17 protein-coding genes are annotated in these 17,119 nt (G+C 44.8%); 12 read left to right on the top strand and 5 right to left on the bottom strand.

The genetic code is table 11. From position 1 onward, the window contains the following. Nucleotides 1–44: 44 nt before the first annotated feature. Complete coding sequence (locus ED652_RS13790; protein ID WP_122055185.1) at nt 45–2,531, top strand: EAL domain-containing protein; 2,487 nt, start codon at nt 45–47, stop codon at nt 2,529–2,531. 163 nt (nt 2,532–2,694) lie between these two features. On the opposite strand, the gene ED652_RS13785 is transcribed toward ED652_RS13790, so the two are convergent. Both ED652_RS13785 and ED652_RS13780 read right to left on the bottom strand, forming a co-directional pair. After that, nucleotides 2,695–3,291 carry a tRNA-uridine aminocarboxypropyltransferase gene (locus ED652_RS13785; protein WP_122055184.1) on the bottom strand — a complete coding sequence of 199 codons (597 nt, stop codon included), beginning with the start codon at nt 3,289–3,291 and terminating at the stop codon, nt 2,695–2,697. 2 nt (nt 3,292–3,293) lie between these two features. Then, nucleotides 3,294–4,838 (bottom strand): COG3650 family protein, encoded by a 1,545-nt coding sequence (locus tag ED652_RS13780; RefSeq protein WP_122055183.1) that lies wholly within the window; start codon nt 4,836–4,838, stop codon nt 3,294–3,296. A 39-nt stretch (nt 4,839–4,877) separates the two neighbouring features. Between ED652_RS13780 and ED652_RS13775 the strand changes: the two genes are divergently transcribed. Further along, nucleotides 4,878–5,345: an EVE domain-containing protein gene (locus tag ED652_RS13775; protein WP_102269105.1), complete on the top strand. Its 468-nt coding sequence runs from the start codon at nt 4,878–4,880 to the stop codon at nt 5,343–5,345. An 87-nt stretch (nt 5,346–5,432) separates the two neighbouring features. On the opposite strand, the gene ED652_RS13770 is transcribed toward ED652_RS13775, so the two are convergent. Further along, complete coding sequence (locus ED652_RS13770) at nt 5,433–6,260, bottom strand: Cof-type HAD-IIB family hydrolase (RefSeq protein ID WP_017111719.1); 828 nt, start codon at nt 6,258–6,260, stop codon at nt 5,433–5,435. A 190-nt stretch (nt 6,261–6,450) separates the two neighbouring features. Continuing rightward, a complete protein-coding gene (locus tag ED652_RS13765; protein WP_122055182.1) occupies nt 6,451–7,431 on the bottom strand; it encodes an alpha/beta fold hydrolase in 981 nt (326 codons plus the stop codon). An 81-nt stretch (nt 7,432–7,512) separates the two neighbouring features. Here ED652_RS13765 and rhtB point away from each other — a divergent pair, with 81 nt between their 5' ends. From rhtB to ED652_RS13730, 7 genes are all read left to right on the top strand, one after another. Then, complete coding sequence (gene rhtB, locus ED652_RS13760; RefSeq protein ID WP_029223645.1) at nt 7,513–8,130, top strand: homoserine/homoserine lactone efflux protein; 618 nt, start codon at nt 7,513–7,515, stop codon at nt 8,128–8,130. A gap of 64 nt (nt 8,131–8,194) precedes the next feature. Continuing rightward, nucleotides 8,195–9,415 (top strand): EAL and HDOD domain-containing protein, encoded by a 1,221-nt coding sequence (locus ED652_RS13755; RefSeq protein WP_122055181.1) that lies wholly within the window; start codon nt 8,195–8,197, stop codon nt 9,413–9,415. A gap of 99 nt (nt 9,416–9,514) precedes the next feature. Further along, the gene (locus ED652_RS13750; protein WP_017104736.1) at nt 9,515–9,856 is read left to right on the top strand and encodes a metalloregulator ArsR/SmtB family transcription factor; all 342 of its coding nucleotides are present in this window, start codon (nt 9,515–9,517) and stop codon (nt 9,854–9,856) included. Nucleotides 9,857–9,897: 41 nt separating this feature from the next. Next, nucleotides 9,898–10,899: an ArsJ-associated glyceraldehyde-3-phosphate dehydrogenase gene (locus ED652_RS13745; protein WP_012605037.1), complete on the top strand. Its 1,002-nt coding sequence runs from the start codon at nt 9,898–9,900 to the stop codon at nt 10,897–10,899. A gap of 172 nt (nt 10,900–11,071) precedes the next feature. Beyond that, entirely contained in the window at nt 11,072–11,581 is a 510-nt protein-coding gene (locus ED652_RS13740; RefSeq protein WP_174214633.1) for a cyclin-dependent kinase inhibitor 3 family protein, read from the top strand. A 101-nt stretch (nt 11,582–11,682) separates the two neighbouring features. Continuing rightward, complete coding sequence (gene arsJ / locus ED652_RS13735; RefSeq protein WP_122055180.1) at nt 11,683–12,903, top strand: organoarsenical effux MFS transporter ArsJ; 1,221 nt, start codon at nt 11,683–11,685, stop codon at nt 12,901–12,903. Between the two features lie 109 nt (nt 12,904–13,012). Beyond that, entirely contained in the window at nt 13,013–14,026 is a 1,014-nt protein-coding gene (locus tag ED652_RS13730) for an acyltransferase (protein WP_122055179.1), read from the top strand. Nucleotides 14,027–14,090: 64 nt separating this feature from the next. On the opposite strand, the gene ED652_RS13725 is transcribed toward ED652_RS13730, so the two are convergent. Then, a complete protein-coding gene (locus ED652_RS13725) occupies nt 14,091–14,420 on the bottom strand; it encodes a DUF2500 domain-containing protein (protein ID WP_004736596.1) in 330 nt (109 codons plus the stop codon). A 244-nt stretch (nt 14,421–14,664) separates the two neighbouring features. Between ED652_RS13725 and ED652_RS13720 the strand changes: the two genes are divergently transcribed. The 3 genes from ED652_RS13720 (at nt 14,665) to ED652_RS13705 (ending at nt 16,913) form a co-directional block, all read left to right on the top strand. Beyond that, nucleotides 14,665–15,039, top strand: coding sequence for a hypothetical protein (locus tag ED652_RS13720; protein ID WP_029223647.1), 375 nt, complete (start codon nt 14,665–14,667; stop codon nt 15,037–15,039). 926 nt (nt 15,040–15,965) lie between these two features. Beyond that, nucleotides 15,966–16,586 (top strand): lysoplasmalogenase, encoded by a 621-nt coding sequence (locus ED652_RS13710; RefSeq protein WP_102281224.1) that lies wholly within the window; start codon nt 15,966–15,968, stop codon nt 16,584–16,586. A gap of 90 nt (nt 16,587–16,676) precedes the next feature. After that, nucleotides 16,677–16,913 carry a YecH family metal-binding protein gene (locus ED652_RS13705; protein ID WP_017111725.1) on the top strand — a complete coding sequence of 79 codons (237 nt, stop codon included), beginning with the start codon at nt 16,677–16,679 and terminating at the stop codon, nt 16,911–16,913. Nucleotides 16,914–17,119: the final 206 nt, after the last annotated feature.

Genomic DNA, 17,119 nt, shown 5'->3' with positions numbered 1-17,119 from the left:
AATAAGCACAATAACAAATCATTAACGCAACGATTAATGTGAATATGCAGTCGACCTCTCTCCTGATACAAGACATAGAACAAACCCAACGTGAATTGGAAAAGATAGATTTTCATACACATGAAAGCCTACTGATTCAGGTGTTTTCGTCTTTCGAGAAAGGTTCGGTTTTGGCTGCCTGCCAAGTAATTCAATCGACTTTCCCCAACGCAAAGCTCATTGGTTGTAGTGCCAATCATTACATCAGCCAAGGTGTCATTTTACATCAGGGCTTGTACCTTATTGTTACTCGCTTCGACAGCACCTCATTTTCTTGTGGTGTCGTGGAATATAGCGAGCAGCCACAAATTGATAGCCAATCGATGTGGGAACAGTTGGGATGTACCGCTCAGACTCAAAGTATTATCTGCTTTGCCGATCGCTTGCAGATAAATAACCGAGCCTTGTTTTCTGCGTTTGAACAATCCCGATATTCACTGCCTATTTGTGGAGGCGCATCGACCATTACCGACAGTGGACGGTGGGTTATGCTGAACGGCCATTGCTACGAAAATGCCTACGTAATGCTGGCCTTACACAGCTCTGAGTTAGTCGTAACCAAAGGCTACTACACCGAGTGGAACCCGATAGGGCGCACCTTTCGAGTCACTGGCGCTGAAGGTCAACGCTTGGCAGAATTGGACGGCATGCCAGTTCGTGATCTTTATAATCGCTACCTTGCGGACGGCCTCGAAGTACCTTTCGAGCAACTCCATAACTTCCCTTTGATGGTTGGCGATCCAAAAGAACAAAACATCCATTTACCACTCAAGGTCATTGATGACGGAGAGATCGAGTTTAGTGGTCCGTTTCAGATTGGCGATGAGGTTCGGTTTTGTTATGACCATCCTTCTCTGACCTTGGAGCAGATACGACTTGGCGTTCAACAAATTGGTGTTCATGCCCCGCAACAGTTCTTTATTTATAACTGCACTTCGCGTATCGACTTTATTGATGGCAACCAAGAGGTGGAGACTTTTCAAAACCTAGCAGACACCTATGGTGTGTATTGTATGGGCGAGCTTTATCAAGATGATGATCAACAACGCATTCTGCATCAAAGCCTAACGTATCTCACGCTAAGAGAGGGAGAGGTCGAAGCTGAAGGTGCAGTTCCGCTTGAGACACAACCTGCCACGAACATATCCCCCTTATTTTCATTGATTCGTAATGCTTTGCTCGATGTTGATGACATGAACAACAGCATGGCGAGCAAGATCCAGCAGCAAGCCACAGCGCTGACCGCCAGTTATCGGATTGATCGTCGAACGGGTTTACCTAATCGAAGTGTGTTGCGTGAAAAACTGTCAAAAATGAATGCTGATAGTCACTTGTTGGCGTTGAAGGTCACGACGTTTGGACAGATCAATGAAAAGTACGGTTATCGAGTAGGTGATAAGCTGCTTCGTGATTTGAGTGAGTATTTTCAAAAGGCGTTATGGCAGTTTTTTGATGAAGGGTGTCAGCTATACAGCATCGGTATTGGCGAGTGGGCGGTAGTTTTTGAAAGCTGGGCCAGCCACGAGCACATTCATCAGCGCTTTTCTGAGTTTGCCGATAAAACCGAACACGTAAATTTTGAGCCAATGGGCTTGCCGGATATCGATTACCTCTCGGTTTCAATTTGCGCAGGCATTGCGAGTCGTCGTGATTTTCCAACCACATCGATAGATGACTTTTTACTGAAAGCTATTGAGGCTCGTCGTAGTGCGGTAAGTCAGAATAAGCATCTAGTGAGCGCTAAAACATTAATCCAACTAGAGAAACAGCGCCAAGAGCAATTAGGTTGGTTGTCTTGTGTAAGCCGCGCGGTGTTGAATCAAAATGTTGTGGCGTGTTCTCAACCCATAGTGTCAGCGCATAGCCATCAAGTTGAAAGCTATGAATGCTTGGTTCGAATAGAAGAAGATGGTCAGCTGATAGCTCCAGGTAAGTTTTTACCGATTATCGAGGGAACGCATCTTTATACGCGCCTTAGTCGCCAGATGATAACGCGTACCTTTGATTATATGAGTCAAAGGACCGATTCGTTTTCTATTAATTTGGCGCCACAAGATTTCAACAACGAGAAAACTATTCTTCATCTTGAGCAAGCCATCAAAAAGATCAGTCACCCGCAGCGCATTGGGTTAGAGGTACTGGAAACCGAGCAGATTCAGGATTACGGTCGATTGATTGAGATATGTAACCATTTCCGCGATATGGGCGTGAATATCATCGTTGATGATTTTGGTTCGGGCTATTCGAATATTGATGAGATATTGAAGCTTGAGCCACAGGTGATAAAGCTCGATGGCAGTCTGATTCGTAATATCGATCAAGATAAGAAACAGCGCAAAATTGCCCAACAGCTTGTTAGTTTGTGCCAGATACTCAATGCCAAGACAGTGGCGGAGTTCGTACATAATGAACAGGTGTGTCGAATCGCAGAGGATATGGGGGTCGATTACCTTCAGGGTTACTACTTTGGTCAACCTCAGCGTTTATTCTAATCGAACGAGATAAATTTCTTTCAAAGAGCAGTCAGAGTGTCGGTTTCACGTGAAACACCGATCGGTTCAATAGATTAACGATAGATGTGAAAAGGGTGAGCTTATGGCTCACCCTTTTTGTTTCGGTTTACGTTATCTACCGCAAGCTTGTACGTGGTTTAATCTATTTGAGTGAATGACCACACTTATCCGATTGAAACACCTTTAGGTAGTGTTGGTAGTAATCGTTAATCAACTTAGCCGGTTCGATTTCACCTAACGTTTTTAGCAACTCAACGCCAACTTCGCAGGTACATAAGTGCCCGCTGTCTTGATTGCGGCGCAAGGTGTATGACGATTCAGTCGTGATATCGAGATGGATTTGAGGAATGGTGTTTAACCACGCGCTCTTGTTGAGCATTTTCTTCGCTTCCTGCCATGTCCCATCCAAGATGATGAATAACGGCTTATGATCTCCAGCTACAGATGACATGGCTTGCTGGCACTCAATACTGCTGTCACTTGGAAACAGCAAAAAAGGCTGCAATGCTTTGTCTTCGAGTAAGGCAATCAGCGCTTCTGGTGGCGTTTTTCGTTGCCACACGAAGGACTGACACTGCTGAATAGATTGCTCAAGTAACTTTCCGGTATTGGTGTCTCGCGACAGTTCATTCTCATGAGTCAGCAGTACAAGATCAGTTTGGCTTTCAACACTTGGTATGCGGTGACAAATACATTGATGAGTGAAGCCACAACCACCGCAAGCTTGTTGATTACTCATGGTTATAGCTTAACTCCGCTTTGCGCTGGTGATATGTCATCAGCAAACAGAACCACATCGCTGATATCAGCATCATTTGCAACTGGAGCGACACTTGTATTCAGTGGGTAGCTAACACCGGTGTAAGACAGCGTGTGCTTCGCAGGTGTTGCTCCACCGCCGCTGACATTGAAGATCAAATCCTGCCAGCCATGATTTTGCGACTTTCCTAAGCGTATATCGCCCTTAACCAGTGTCACTCGGCTATTGAAGCGCCAGTTGTCTTGGTGGTTCTCAAAGATAAGCAATGTACAGCCACCCGAGCCACACCAGTTCAGTTGAGCAAACAACTCTTCTTTGCCATCACCGTTCAGATCGTAGGTTAGCCAGCGGTACTGAGTATTGTCTGGATCGGTGTTGTTGATCTTAAAATACTCACGGATCGCTTGGTCGACTTTTTGATCAAGTTGATCACTCGAGTTTATTTGCTTTGCGGTGAGATCAACGGCCGTGGTCGTGTTTACTTGCGCTTGTGCACTCTTTGCTTCAAATAGCACTAGACCGCCATTGGCAATAGGGTAGACAACATTGCCCACTTTCTCTTTTTCAGCGACCAGTTTGCCGTTATCGAGTGTGAAGACGCGCTCAGAGATTAAGTACTGTTGCTGGTGACGAGTCATCACAACCTGTACCTGATTTTGGTTAAGTTGCTGCCAGAAGCCCTGTTCAACAATAGAAGGATCGCCATTGCTGTACGAGTAAGTCGTAATAGCGCTGTGGTCATCGTTGAGTTCTAGGTTGATAGAGAAGCCAGTGTTCTGCGTTGAGCTTGCGAAGTAGAGTCCACTCCAGTTCAGCGTTGGATCTTGATTGACCACCATTGCACAGCCATTGTAGTTGCTGTCATTGAGATTAAGTTTGGCGTGCCAGCCATAGATAGAGTCACTCATGCCATCGCTGCAGCTCTCTTTTTTAAGGTTTAGCTCACCTTGTCCCTGATTACCTTTAAGCTGGTAGTCGCGAGTGCTTGGTGAGGTGCGGCTTGATTCGATATCGAGGCGCTGAGGTTCTTCGCCCATCTTAGTGTATTTGAGTTGGTCTTTATCGAAGGTTGCTGACCAGTAAGGTTCGTTACCAAAAGCGCGTGTTGCGCGAAGTGGTTGGTCACAACGTTCAGGGTTCTCTGCCGTTAGCACATTGACTTGGTCAACTACGAAGCGTGCGGTGAAGTCGGCATTGTATCCCGTTTGGCTAGGAACGGTTAAATGGCCGATAAGCTCACCGTATAAGGCTTGATAAGGTCTAGTGGCGAGCCCTTGTGCTTCGAGCGCTAACTCTGGTGATAAATCTAACCAGTATTGTTGTTGGCTGCCGCAAGGCGTGAAAGTTCGGCTCTCATGGCCCACCACAACTTGACCACGCATGATGAAGGTTTGCGGTTGAATGCTCAGTGGTTCATCTAAGGTTGCTGGTGGTAATTCAGGTTGTTGCGGCGTATCTGGAGCCGATACACAGCCTTGCAAAGCGAATGCGACTAGCCATGTCACTGGGTTTTTCATTACCTTCATGTTATATCTTCCTCGGAGCAACCGTTAATTGGATTTATTATGGCATATTGGTTATTTAAAACAGAACCCGACACCTTCTCTATTCAGACTCTTAGAGTGCAAAAAACCTCTTGTTGGGAGGGTGTACGCAACTATCAGGCTCGAAACATGATGCGTGATGACGTCAAGCTTGGAGATCTGGTGATGATATACCATTCATCATGCAAAAAAGTTGGCGTAGCAGGGATCGCTAAGGTAACCAGAGAAGCCTATCCAGATCATTTTCAATTCGACCCAGAAAGTGATTACTATGATGCTAAATCTTCGCCAGAGAATCCGCGTTGGATAATGGTTGATGTCGAATTTGTGCGAGTAACTGAGCGCTTGATCCCTTTAGCAACGTTGAAAGCTATGCCTGAGCTAGCAGAAATGCCGCTGGTTAAACGAGGCAATCGCTTATCTATCATGCCTGTTACTGAACAGGAGTGGCAGGCGATCTTAGGGAAAGAAGTACTCGGCTCTCGTTAGCGTTAGAGGAGGCTTTTAGCGTAAGGTTCAAAAAAGGCAGCCATTGGCTGCCTTTTTATTTATTCAGATTTCTGTGACTAGATTAGATTAAAGCAGGTGCTTTTCTAAGTAGTGCGCAACCGCATCGTCGGCATTACTGCCGATTACTTCATTATTGGGTAGCGCTTCCTTCACTTTATGATGTGAAGTCTCCATGACTAAACCTTTACCGGCCATTGCGAGCATTTCAGCATCATTCATACCATCGCCAAAGGCAACACAGTTCTCGAGAGTCAGATTGAGTGATTTCGCAACAGCGTCTAAGGCATGCCCTTTAGAGACTTCAGCGGCCATGACTTCTAGGCACCAAGGTGTTGAAAAGGCGATATTGAGTTTGTCTCCAAAAGCGTCTTTTAGCTTCTGCTCAAATGTGACCAGATACTCATGGTCTTGCTCTGGGTGCGTGAAGAAGACTTTCGCAATGCCATCACTTGGTGCTTTGTCGGCTTCAAATCGCTTGTAGCTAAAGCCTGACTCACTGTGGAATTTTGCTAGCATTTCGTCTTCACGGTCCAGTAGCCAATCTTCATTCTGGTACATGTGAATGAAAATATTTGGATCTTGGCGAACCACATCAATAACAGGCTGAACTAAATCCTGAGGCACGTTCTGGCTATACATTAGTTGATCATTTTGGTCGTGCACGCGTGCACCGTTTGAAGTGATCATATACGCCGGAATCCCTGCTATCTCACGAATACCCGCAACATCTACATGATGGCGGCCGGTCGCGAAGATAAAGGTGTAGCCTTGGTCGTGTAACTTCTTAAGTGTTAGCTTGGTAAAGGCGCTTAACTGATGATTGGGAGCCAGAAGCGTACCATCTAAATCAGAGGCAACGATTTTCACGGAATCTTTTAGTGCAGGAATAGTCATTTAACCCTCATTGCAAAATGCTTAGCTGATATCGACACTAGCCAGTGCTAGCATCCTCTAAAGTACAATATCTCTATGCAGAAATTGTATGCCAAATCTGCGAAAGAAAAGAGGGCAAAGCTCACTTACTTCTCTTCCTCTTTAGCGCTTATCTTTTTTATTCGCCGCGCCTCTTGTTATCCCGCTGACATTAAGCAAAAAACTGATTAATGGCATCCAGTGTTTGATTACGATATTCATCCTTTTCAAACAACACCTCATGCCTAGATCCTTCAATAGTTTTAAACTGGCAAGCTGAGTTGGTTTTCTTCAGCTTATTGATGAACTTCAATTGAGCATCGTTACTGACAATCTTCTCGTTTCCGGCTTGAATCAATAGCAGCGGGATTTTGATTTGACGAGTTTGCTGGATTGCCTGTTTCGCAGCCATTAACCCTTGCCATACCCAGCGAGTGCTTGGTCCGCCAACTTGCAAAGAAGGTGACTCGTCATACAGGTGTCGGAACCACTGGTAACGAACCTTGCTGTGGCTGAGTAAATTATTTTCGAATGGCTTGGAGTAATACGCCTGTTGCCCTGGGGCATAAGTTGGTTTGGTATAGCAAGCAGTAAGCACTTGTCCAACAATCATCGCGATGGGCTTGAAGTACCATTCAGTATTGATCCCAAACATGGGAGCACAGAGAGTCGCTTTGTCAAATGGGTGGTTAGGGTTGGTCTGTAGGTAGCGAGTGGCAATGGTGCTGCCCATTGAGTGCGCTAACAGATAACGATTGGAATATCGGCTAAGGTTAAAACTGTTAATGATGTTGGACATGTCTGATACGTAATCATCAAACTCATGAATGTGACCAATGTCAGAGTCTGTTACCATACGTTCCGACTGGCCTTGACCTTGGTGGTCAAATGAATAAACGTCATAGCCTTGCTGATAGAAGTCGTAAAAGAGTTCTTGGTATTTTAAGCAGCATTCGATGCGACCATTTGAAATCACAATGGCTTTGGTGTGCGTCGGTGAGGTTAAGCTACACCAGTACAGCTTCTTTTTACCAGATGATGTGATATACCCATCTTTTCGTTGTTGCCAAAGGGCAGGGATCGGGTGTTTAATCGCTTGCTCGAACTCAGGTTCTTGCGTGTATGAAACAGGGGCGGCACTGTGGTTTTCCATGGGAAATTACCTGAACTGATGCATGTGAGAGCGTCATCGCTACTAATGTTGTTAGATTAAAGAACTAGTAAGGAAATGCAAATGGATACTCATGTTTGGCTTGCTTATGTCGTCACGGCGATTTTGTTTAGTTTGGCTCCGGGCTCAGGTACCGTTAATTCAATCAGCAATGGGCTAAGTTATGGTACCAAGAAGTCACTCGCGTCGATCGCAGGCTTACAGCTTGGTCTAGCATTCCACATCATGCTGGTGGGTGCGGGCATTGGTGCACTAGTCGCTCAATCCGCGTTGGCGTTTACTATCATCAAATGGGTCGGTGTGGCTTATCTTTTGTGGTTGGGCATTCAAAAGTGGCGTGATAATTCTAGCTTGGTGGCTTCAGAAGAGAGCACAACGTTATCGAGCGGAAGATTATTGCGCAATGCCGTGCTTATTAATCTAACCAACCCGAAATCTATCGTGTTTTTGGTGGCTCTGTTTCCTCAGTTTATTGATCCGACACAGCCTCAGGCTCCACAGCTATTAGTACTTGGTGTAACCACTGTATTCATTGATAGCGTGGTTATGTTGGGTTACACCTCATTAGCTTCACAAATGGGACGTTTTATTCGTTCTGATCGCGTAATGGGTAAGATAAATAAAATATTTGGTGGTATGTTCATGGGTTGCGGTGCTTTGCTGGCTGCCGCGAAAGCTTAGTTTTGGCAATAGAGTTACTGTTAAACCAATAGAGTTACTGTTAAACCAATAGAGTTATCAATAAATGACCGCTACCTACGTTGCTAGACAACCTATCTTAAATCGTAAGAAGAACACGCTTGGTTATGAGCTGTTGTTTCGCGACGGAGAAAGGAATGCCTATCCTGCGCATATTGAGTCTAACCGTGCAACGTATCGTTTGATTGTTGAGAACTTCTTGTCGGTTGGGCTTAACCCTTCGATCCCATCTTCACGCTGTTTTATTAATTTCCCTTATCAAAGCCTGATTCGCCGGTTGCCTTTGAGCTTGCCAAAAGACAAGGTCGTGGTTGAGATCCTTGAAACCTGCCAACCGACGGACGAATTGCTCGACGCGGTGAAAGAGTTGCATCAAGCGGGCTATATGATTGCCTTAGATGATTTTACTTCAACACCAGAATGGGAACGTTTCCTAAAATACACGCATATTGTTAAGCTCGATATCATGCAGATGGGCTTGGATGAAGCGTGTGAGTTGGTAAGAAAACACGAAGGGAAGAAGTTTAGCTTTCTTGCTGAGCGTGTCGAAACCGAACAAGAATTCCAACAAGCCAAAGAAGCGGGCTTCCGGTTTTTTCAAGGGTACTTCTTCAGTAAGCCTGAAATAGTCAAAACCAAGTACATTAGCCCAGAGCAGGTGATTGCTATGGAGCTGTTTCAAGAAGTGTGTAAAGCCAATGTCGATTTTAAACGAGTTGAAAATATCGTGGCCAAAGATGTGGCGTTGTCATACAAGCTTTTACGCTTCGTAAATTCCATGTCGCCGCGTCTTGAAGTGACGATCTCTTCTTTCCGTCAGGCCTTGGTTTATCTGGGGCAAGAAAAACTTAAAATGTTTGTTTCGCTGGCAGTGGCTTCTTATGTGTCAGATAAAAAGCCGAAAGAGTTATACAGTTTATCGCTTCAGCGTGCTCAGTTCTGTCAGCGCATGTCCCGCTATCAGCCGTTTTCAGGGCATGCTGAACAAGCCTTCATGATTGGTCTGTTTTCGTCGCTCGATGCCCTGTTAGATTTATCGCTAGAAAACTTGGTTGAACAACTCCCGCTTTCAAAAACCATCAAGGTCGCTTTGTTACGCAGAGAAGGACCATACGGGACGCTTTTAGCACTTGAAGAGAGCTTTGAGCATGCGGATTGGCAACAGATTGATAAGCACTGTGCTCACTTGGGACTGAATGTTGATCAGGTCAAAACCGAGCTCACCGAAGCCCAACGCTGGAGTCATAACGTAACCAACCAGCTCTGATTTCTCTTCGTTAAATTTTTATGACAATTGAAACGCACGCCTTGACGTGCGTTTTTTAATAATTAATATATACGCATATCCATATATGAGTATGTAGTTATGCTTCCTCACCAATTTTTCAAATTACTGTCTGATGAGACGCGAGTGCGTTGCTTAATGTTGATAGTGCGCAATGAGTGCTTATCTGTTGGTGAGCTAACTCAGGCATTACAAGAAAGTCAGCCAAAGGTATCTCGTCACCTAGCGCAGTTGCGCTCAAACGGCATTTTAACTGACGTTCGCCAAGGGCAGTGGGTGTTCTACCGTCTATCACAAGACTTACCGGGTTGGATGCTAAAGTTAATTGATGACCTTATCGCATCGAACTGTTTGAAAACTGAATACCAACAAGATATTGAGCGCTTAGAAGCCATGACTTCACGCCCTCAATGTTGCGTTTAATTTAATATTTTTAGATTCACCACGAGCTGAGAGAATAGAAAATGACAGTCAAAGTAGGTATCAATGGTTTTGGTCGTATCGGCCGTTTAGCACTTCGCGCAGCGTTTGATTGGGCGGAAATCGAGTTCGTACAGATTAACGATGTGGCTGGAGACACCGCGACATTGGCTCACCTTCTTGAGTTCGATTCGGTTCAAGGTCGCTGGAACCATGAAGTTGCGGTTGAAGGAGATGAGATGATCATCAACGGTCAACGCATTAGAACTACGCAAGAGCGCGACATCGATGCGATCGATTGGTCTGGTTGCGATGTTGTCCTTGAAGCGACCGGTGTTCACCGTAAGGCATCTTTCCTAAATAAATACCTTGAGCAAGGCGTGAAGCGCGTTGTGGTATCGGCGCCAGTGAAAGAAGAAGGCATTGCAAACATCGTTGTCGGTGTGAACGACAATATCTTCGATCCAGCAGTACATAAAATCGTAACCGCAGCATCTTGTACGACCAACTGTCTCGCGCCCGTGGTTAAAGTGATCAACGAGAAGCTGGGTATCGAAAATGCAGCTTTCACTACTATTCACGATCTAACCAATACGCAAACTATTCTTGATGCGCCCCATAAAGATTTACGCCGTGCTCGTGCATGTGGCATGAGTCTTATTCCGACAACAACGGGCAGTGCTAAAGCGATTGTTGAGATATTCCCAGAGCTTGAAAACCGCATCAATGGCCACGCAGTGCGTGTACCACTAGCGAACGCGTCTCTGACCGACATCATCTTTGAAGTGAAGCAAGACACGACAGCAGAAGAAGTTAACGCGATGCTGAAAGAAGCGTCTGAGAACGAACTAAAAGGCATTCTTGGTTTTGAAGAGCGTCCACTGGTTTCTATCGATTACAAAGGCGACCAACGTTCAACCATCGTAGATGCACTATCAACCATGTTAGTGGGTAAGCGCATGGTTAAGATCTACGCTTGGTACGACAACGAGATGGGTTACGCGACACGTACGGCAGAGCTAGTACGTACAGTTGGCCTAGCTTAATACTCTTCATACTTGAAGCTGCAAGCGTTGTTAACTACGTAAGTTCACCGGAGCGCCGGCCGCCCTAATCACATAGAACCCTATGCTCATAGGGCTGAACTTACTGGTTGCCTAGCTGCAACTCCAATTATTTTGAGTATCGGTCTATATACAAAAGAATTTTAAGAGATTGATGACGATGACGAATTCTCAAGTACACCCAACATGGCAACTAGATTTAAAAACAGGTGCGTTAGTGCTTACTCCGTGCCCAGGCACTAAAGGCACTGACCTCGATGCATCTCTAGCGCAACTTAAAGCGCAAGGCGTGGAAGTGATTGTGACGGCGCTAGATAGTGAAGAACTGGCGAGCAAGAACGTTTCAAAGTTAGGCGAGAAAGCGCAAGCACTAGGCATGCAATGGTTTCAAATCGAAATCGAAGACGATTGTGCACCTGGTGCCGATTTTGCTGAGAAATGGCAGGCGGCGAGCCCTGCGCTACACCAAGTCGTGGATAACGGCGGCAAGGTAGCAATGCACTGCATGGGCGGCTCTGGCCGGACTGGTTTGCTGGCTGCACACCTGCTGTTAGAGAAGAGTTGGGATCTGAGTAAGATTGTTCAAGAAGTACAATCACTGCGTCCGGGCGCGCTTACTAAGTCAATTCAGGTTGACTATATTCAAGGTGTTGCTGCTCAGTAACATCTCACTCAGCAGTTACAAGAGCTTTTGGAACATCATGATCCAAAAGCTCTATCTACTCTTCTTACTTCGCTTTTCTCCGTTTTTATAGGTGTGATGTTATGCTCGCAAACCTAAGCAAAAGCGTTCGCCAATACATGTTGGTGACCTTCAACTACTGGAACTTCACCATTACTGATGGTGCACTTCGTATGCTGGTGGTTCTGTATTTCTATGACCTTGGCTACAGTTCGTTAGAGATCGCCTCACTGTTCCTTTTTTATGAATTCTTTGGTGTGGTGACTAACCTAATCGGTGGTTGGTTAGGGGCTCGTCTTGGGCTCAATAAAACCATGAATATCGGCTTAGGGATGCAGGTTGTTGCCTTGGGTATGCTTGCGGTGCCAAGCGCAATGCTGACCATCCCTTGGGTCATGGCCGCGCAGGCGTTGTCTGGTATCGCTAAAGACCTCAATAAGATGAGTGCCAAGAGCTCAATCAAAACTTTAGTTCCTGATGAACAGCAAGGTGTGCTGTATAAGTGGATTGCGATTCTGACTGGATCTAAGAATGCGCTTAAAGGTGCCGGGTTCTTTATTGGTGGCTTGTTGCTTTCGACGATTGGCTTCCAATACGCAGTGCTAGCGATGGCTGCGGTTCTGACATTGGTCTTCATTGGCAGCTTAGTGAGCTTAGAAGCGGACATGGGTAAAGCGAAAACTAAACCCAAGTTCAAACAGATTTTCTCTAAGTCTGAATCCATCAACATCTTATCGGCGGCGCGTATGTTCCTATTTGGTGCACGTGACGTGTGGTTTGTGATTGCTTTGCCAATTTATCTCGGCAGCGTGTTTGGGTGGGATCACTCATGGGTTGGTGGCTTCTTAGCGGCTTGGACCATCGCTTACGGCTTTGTACAGGGCATTGCACCTAAGATTACCGGTAAAGCGCAAGGCGAGGTGCCTGATGGCCATGCGGCACTATTGTGGGCGGGTGCATTGGCTATTGTGACCGCTGGTATTGCCTATGCGGTACAGATCGGTTGGCAACCTGAGTTAGTGATCATTGGTGGTTTGATGGTGTTTGGTGCCATCTTCGCGGTGAACTCATCGCTTCACTCATACCTGATTGTGAGTTATGCGAAGGGCGATGGCGTGTCGCTTGATGTTGGTTTCTACTACATGGCAAATGCGATGGGTCGCCTGATTGGTACCATTCTGTCGGGCTTGGTATTTCAAATGGCCGGTTTGTCTGCGTGTTTGTGGGTATCGTTCGCGTTCTTAGCAATAACGACGGTCATCTCTCTGCGTTTACCTAAGGTGCCGCAAATCTCAGCGGCATAAGATTAATTCGCGATATGCTTCTCCTTTAACAATAAGCTGACTTGGTATTTATTCCGGTCAGCTTTTTTATTGCTATAGTAGAATGATTGAATATTAATCAGGCATTTACATGAAGCAGCGAATTCTCTTTTTTGATTTAGCACGATGTGTCGCGGCCGTAGCGGTTATCGCGATTCATGTTTTGGCACCTTATCGCAACGAGCTAGGAACCATTCCTTTCAGCGAGTGGTTAACGGCAATCACCGTCAATGGCTTCAGTCGCTGGGCTGTGCCCGTGTTTATTTTGATTAGTGGTGCGTTGATGTTGAGCGATCAGCGCCCGTTTGACGCCAAATATTATCTCAAGCGCCGTCTAGGTAAGGTATTAATACCTTTCATCGTCTGGTCGCTTTTCTATACCTACCTGTCTGGTTGGTCTGCGATGGGCTTTGATGCTGACGTGAGTTGGGAGGTGTTGCTCAATAGCTATCACCACTACACGTACTACCATCTTGGTTTCTTCTATTACTTTATCCCGCTCTACTTTGTGATTCCTTTCTTACAGATCATGGTCAGAAAGTATGGCGACAAAGCGGTCTATAGCTTCACTGCGGTGTGGTTGTTCACGACGTTACTGTTCTTACTAAGAATCGATGGCCCATGGAGTCATGAGTTATGGCTTTATACTGGCTACTTGCCTCTAGGTTATCTGTTATACAAGAAGGTACCGCTTAACAAATTAACCGTTGGCGTGAGTGTGGGGCTTGGTGGCCTTGCATTGTTGACCACAGTCTACATGGTGGTTGATGCGAGTTTGGTCGCGCAAGAGTACACGGTAGGGCGTTGGTTATCTTATAAAACGTTGAATACGGTGCTGGCGGCGAGCATGGTGTTTATGGTGTGTCGTTACTATGGTGAAGGGTTATCTGAGAAAAGTAATCAAGTGGTTGGCTTTATCAGTAAGCACAGCTTAGGTATTTATTTGTTGCACCCAATTTTCTTGTGGCCAATGAAAGAGTTCGGTTGGTACCAAGGACACCCGGCATGGGTGATTCCATTATGGATAGTGATCAGTGGTGCAGGGGCTTTATGGATGAGTTGGTTGGTCTCTAAGTCAGAGAAAACACGTTGGCTATTGCCTTAACTGTGAGCGCTAAGGCTGTTGGCAGCTGATGATGGGTTGTTGTAGTGGTTGAAGCGGCTAGCATTTAGCGCTTCAAGGCAAAGTGTAAGAACTTATCGCCTTGGTAAGTTAAGGTTCCTTTGTCACCAGGGTTAAGAGCATGGAAGTAGTGGATACCGACTTGGAATTCTCGTTTCGGGCCCACGACACCACGTTGAACGTAAATCCAGTATTCTTGATCTTCTTGTCCCGGTTCAGCGTCAGGAAGGTCGATAGATTGTTTATCTAATACCGTGACGTTCACTTTCTTTTCTGGCGCGTTTTCACCTTGCGAGTGCTTTCGATAGAAACCAATAAATACCCAAGCCGCTAAACCGGCAAGTGCAAAGATGGCAAAAAAGAGTGAATTAGGCATATAACCTCCATGTAGTCGTGATGGTTATTCTAGTCTTTCGGGCAATAGGGATATGTGTTTAAAGCCGCTATTCGTGAACTGCTGTAAGCTAAGCTGATTATTTTTCGGCTGATATCACATTTAATGGCAATTTTGGGATAAAGCATTGTTATTTATTGTCTCTTTCTTATGTAAATAGCAATGATTTAGTATAAAAATAGGGAAATGCTCGACTAGAATTATAGTGTGGAGTGGGAGGGCCAAGATGACCGATATTGAAAAAGTGGTGACAAGAACTCGCAATATAGAGAAATTATTGAGGCTTCAATATCACGCTGAAGGCGAAGGATTGCATGAGCTTGTAACAAGCTGCGAAGAAAGGCTACCGCACGATATGGTAATCAAGCTGCGTTATATCGCAACGTGTCGTAACAAGGTAGTCAATGAACATGAGGCTAAGTTGGAAGATCAACATAAGTTCATCATGATGTGTAACGACTGTGAGAAGGAGCTGACTCCACGAAGCGGTCGTTTTATCTGGCGAGTTGCGATCTTACTGATGATGGCAATGACTTTAGCTGCCGCGGGTTTCTATTATGCGAACTGGGATGTGCTAACACTGCATCTGTTTTCGAAGTGAAAAAATTGAACAAAAAAAGGGACGCTCATGGCGTCCCTTTTTTTATCTGTAACTTGCTTAGTACATCATCGGTAGTGTCATTAGACCTACAACTACCGCGATCATTACAAGTCCTTGTCTTTGCGAAGATGAAATCATAACACTACTCCTAAATTTGGTTGTCTCTCGCTATGTTTTAAAGAATAGCCCACTTATAGGTTTAGATCAAGAATTACTTTCGAAAGCTCCAAAAGTAGTAGAAAACTATTAGTTTTTGGCTTGTTTGGCTATATTTAACTGTGTGTTTTGGTGTGTTCTTATTTTGTTCGTTGTGATTCATGTTTGTTCTTATTTGGTTTAAGTTGCTGTTTTATAATGGTTGTTATGTGTAATTTATATTGTTAAAGGTTGTTAAACTGTATTAATAGAGGTTGGTGGTGGCGAGGTTTGATTTGGTTTTGTTTCTGAGTTTTTGGCTTGGTTTTGGTGGTTGTTTTGACACGAGGTTTGGGAAACTCTGACAATTATAGGTATAAATAAAACAAGTTACTCACTTTATAAACCTAGGGTCGCTCGAGGTTTTTATTTGCTGGTTAACTCTGGTTTATTTATTTTAAGTGTCTGTTTTTAGTGATTTTTATTGGTTTAATTTTTAATTTTTAGTTGTGGTTTTTGACGGTATTTAACGGTTTATTAGGGTTTCAATGATCTAGAAGTGTCTAAAATTGAAAGCTGAGTCCTGTAACGTCGTTTTAAATGAGTTTTACGGTGAATCGCTCTAGTTTTAAACTAATAACCAATATCACGACGGTAATTGTTAGGACTTCAATCGAAAGAGGCTCTTTTTAGTGGAAGCGTAATCAAGATCCAATTTTGAGGGGCTGAGGCTTTACATCAACACTCGTGTGCCTAGACTGGCGACGTTTTAAAGCAATAGGGCAATTGGTATGTGGAGTTGGTTAGCGGTTTCTTTATCTGGTATCGGAGCGATAGCAGGGACGAAACATGGACATATCGGTCAGGCCTTAGTGTACAAGGTGTTTACCTTTGTTTTGTTGGCGGTAGTGGCGGTCACTCAATCGATCGTTGCTGAATATACTTATTGGATTGTCGCTGGCTTAGCTATCTCGGCGGTGGCTGATGTTCTACATACGGTGACTCAAAAACGACCGCTTCATTTTGTCTGTTTTTTATTGGCTCAACTCTGTTATAGCAAGGCATTTTGGCTACAACTCTCAGGAGAGATGGTTTGGTGGTTGTTTGCATTATTGTTAGCGGCTTGTGTCGTTGCTTTCTTTTTACTTCTGCCTCGCTTAGATAAACTCGTCTTTCCTGTGGTTATCATGGGCATCGTGCTTATTCAGCTTGCATGGGCTTCTGGTGAGCTCTGGTTGCTTGAGCCTCAGCTATCACATGCGGTTGGTTTTGCTGGCTGTAGCGTGCTGCTGCTTTCTGCATTGGCGTATGCTCTAAATTGTTATCGTAGTCCAATCAAGGGTGCTTATCTTTGGGTAACGGGCAGTTACTTCTTCGCTCATGCTCTTATCGTGGCATCTCTAACCATTTAGGATAGAGCCCCCTCAACTCTGAGCTACATCAAGGCAGCGTCGCTGAAAATCGGTACTCTACATTTGATTCATTAAACATGAGATAGAGTTATGACGACTGAAATTCACGCACACAACGTTTTAAACCTGCTTAGTGAGAAGCCACTGACTCGCGAAGAGCTAACACAAGAACTCGCTCAAACGTATGGCACAGAAGCTCGTTTCCATACTTGTAAGCTAAGTGGTTTAGATTTGGATGGTCTACTTAAGTTTTTCCTGAAGATGGAAAAGGTTGTGGTTGTCGATGATAAGCTTTGCACCAATCGCGAACGTGTATGTAACCACTAATTACCAATGATTTGGTTTTTAGAGCCTTTTGGCTTTTATAGATAAGAAGAGTGGATGCTATCTTTTCGGTTCCACTCTTTAATTTACCTTTCTACCTTTCTACCTTTCTATTTGCTCTCGTTAAATTCCCTTCTAAATAGCATAAGTTAACTCGTTTATTACTGCGTTCGAAAATCAATGTTGAGGCTGCTATACTCCGCGGACTT

The sequence above is a fragment of the Vibrio sp. Evd11 genome, from assembly GCF_900382755.1.
Lineage (GTDB): Bacteria > Pseudomonadota > Gammaproteobacteria > Enterobacterales > Vibrionaceae > Vibrio > Vibrio lentus.
This window is presented reverse-complemented; position numbering and strand designations above follow the sequence as displayed.

Excerpts from the sequence above, each read along its gene's own strand:
- ED652_RS13790 (WP_122055185.1), top strand. The coding sequence starts at position 45 with ATGCAGTCGACCTCTCTCCTGATACAAGACATAGAACAAACCCAACGT.
- ED652_RS13785 (WP_122055184.1), bottom strand. The coding sequence starts at position 3,291 with ATGAGTAATCAACAAGCTTGCGGTGGTTGTGGCTTCACTCATCAATGT.
- ED652_RS13780 (WP_122055183.1), bottom strand. The coding sequence starts at position 4,838 with ATGAAGGTAATGAAAAACCCAGTGACATGGCTAGTCGCATTCGCTTTG.
- ED652_RS13775 (WP_102269105.1), top strand. The coding sequence starts at position 4,878 with ATGGCATATTGGTTATTTAAAACAGAACCCGACACCTTCTCTATTCAG.
- ED652_RS13770 (WP_017111719.1), bottom strand. The coding sequence starts at position 6,260 with ATGACTATTCCTGCACTAAAAGATTCCGTGAAAATCGTTGCCTCTGAT.
- ED652_RS13765 (WP_122055182.1), bottom strand. The coding sequence starts at position 7,431 with ATGGAAAACCACAGTGCCGCCCCTGTTTCATACACGCAAGAACCTGAG.
- rhtB (WP_029223645.1), top strand. The coding sequence starts at position 7,513 with ATGGATACTCATGTTTGGCTTGCTTATGTCGTCACGGCGATTTTGTTT.
- ED652_RS13755 (WP_122055181.1), top strand. The coding sequence starts at position 8,195 with ATGACCGCTACCTACGTTGCTAGACAACCTATCTTAAATCGTAAGAAG.
- ED652_RS13750 (WP_017104736.1), top strand. The coding sequence starts at position 9,515 with ATGCTTCCTCACCAATTTTTCAAATTACTGTCTGATGAGACGCGAGTG.
- ED652_RS13745 (WP_012605037.1), top strand. The coding sequence starts at position 9,898 with ATGACAGTCAAAGTAGGTATCAATGGTTTTGGTCGTATCGGCCGTTTA.
- ED652_RS13740 (WP_174214633.1), top strand. The coding sequence starts at position 11,072 with ATGACGATGACGAATTCTCAAGTACACCCAACATGGCAACTAGATTTA.
- arsJ (WP_122055180.1), top strand. The coding sequence starts at position 11,683 with ATGCTCGCAAACCTAAGCAAAAGCGTTCGCCAATACATGTTGGTGACC.
- ED652_RS13730 (WP_122055179.1), top strand. The coding sequence starts at position 13,013 with ATGAAGCAGCGAATTCTCTTTTTTGATTTAGCACGATGTGTCGCGGCC.
- ED652_RS13725 (WP_004736596.1), bottom strand. The coding sequence starts at position 14,420 with ATGCCTAATTCACTCTTTTTTGCCATCTTTGCACTTGCCGGTTTAGCG.
- ED652_RS13720 (WP_029223647.1), top strand. The coding sequence starts at position 14,665 with ATGACCGATATTGAAAAAGTGGTGACAAGAACTCGCAATATAGAGAAA.
- ED652_RS13710 (WP_102281224.1), top strand. The coding sequence starts at position 15,966 with ATGTGGAGTTGGTTAGCGGTTTCTTTATCTGGTATCGGAGCGATAGCA.
- ED652_RS13705 (WP_017111725.1), top strand. The coding sequence starts at position 16,677 with ATGACGACTGAAATTCACGCACACAACGTTTTAAACCTGCTTAGTGAG.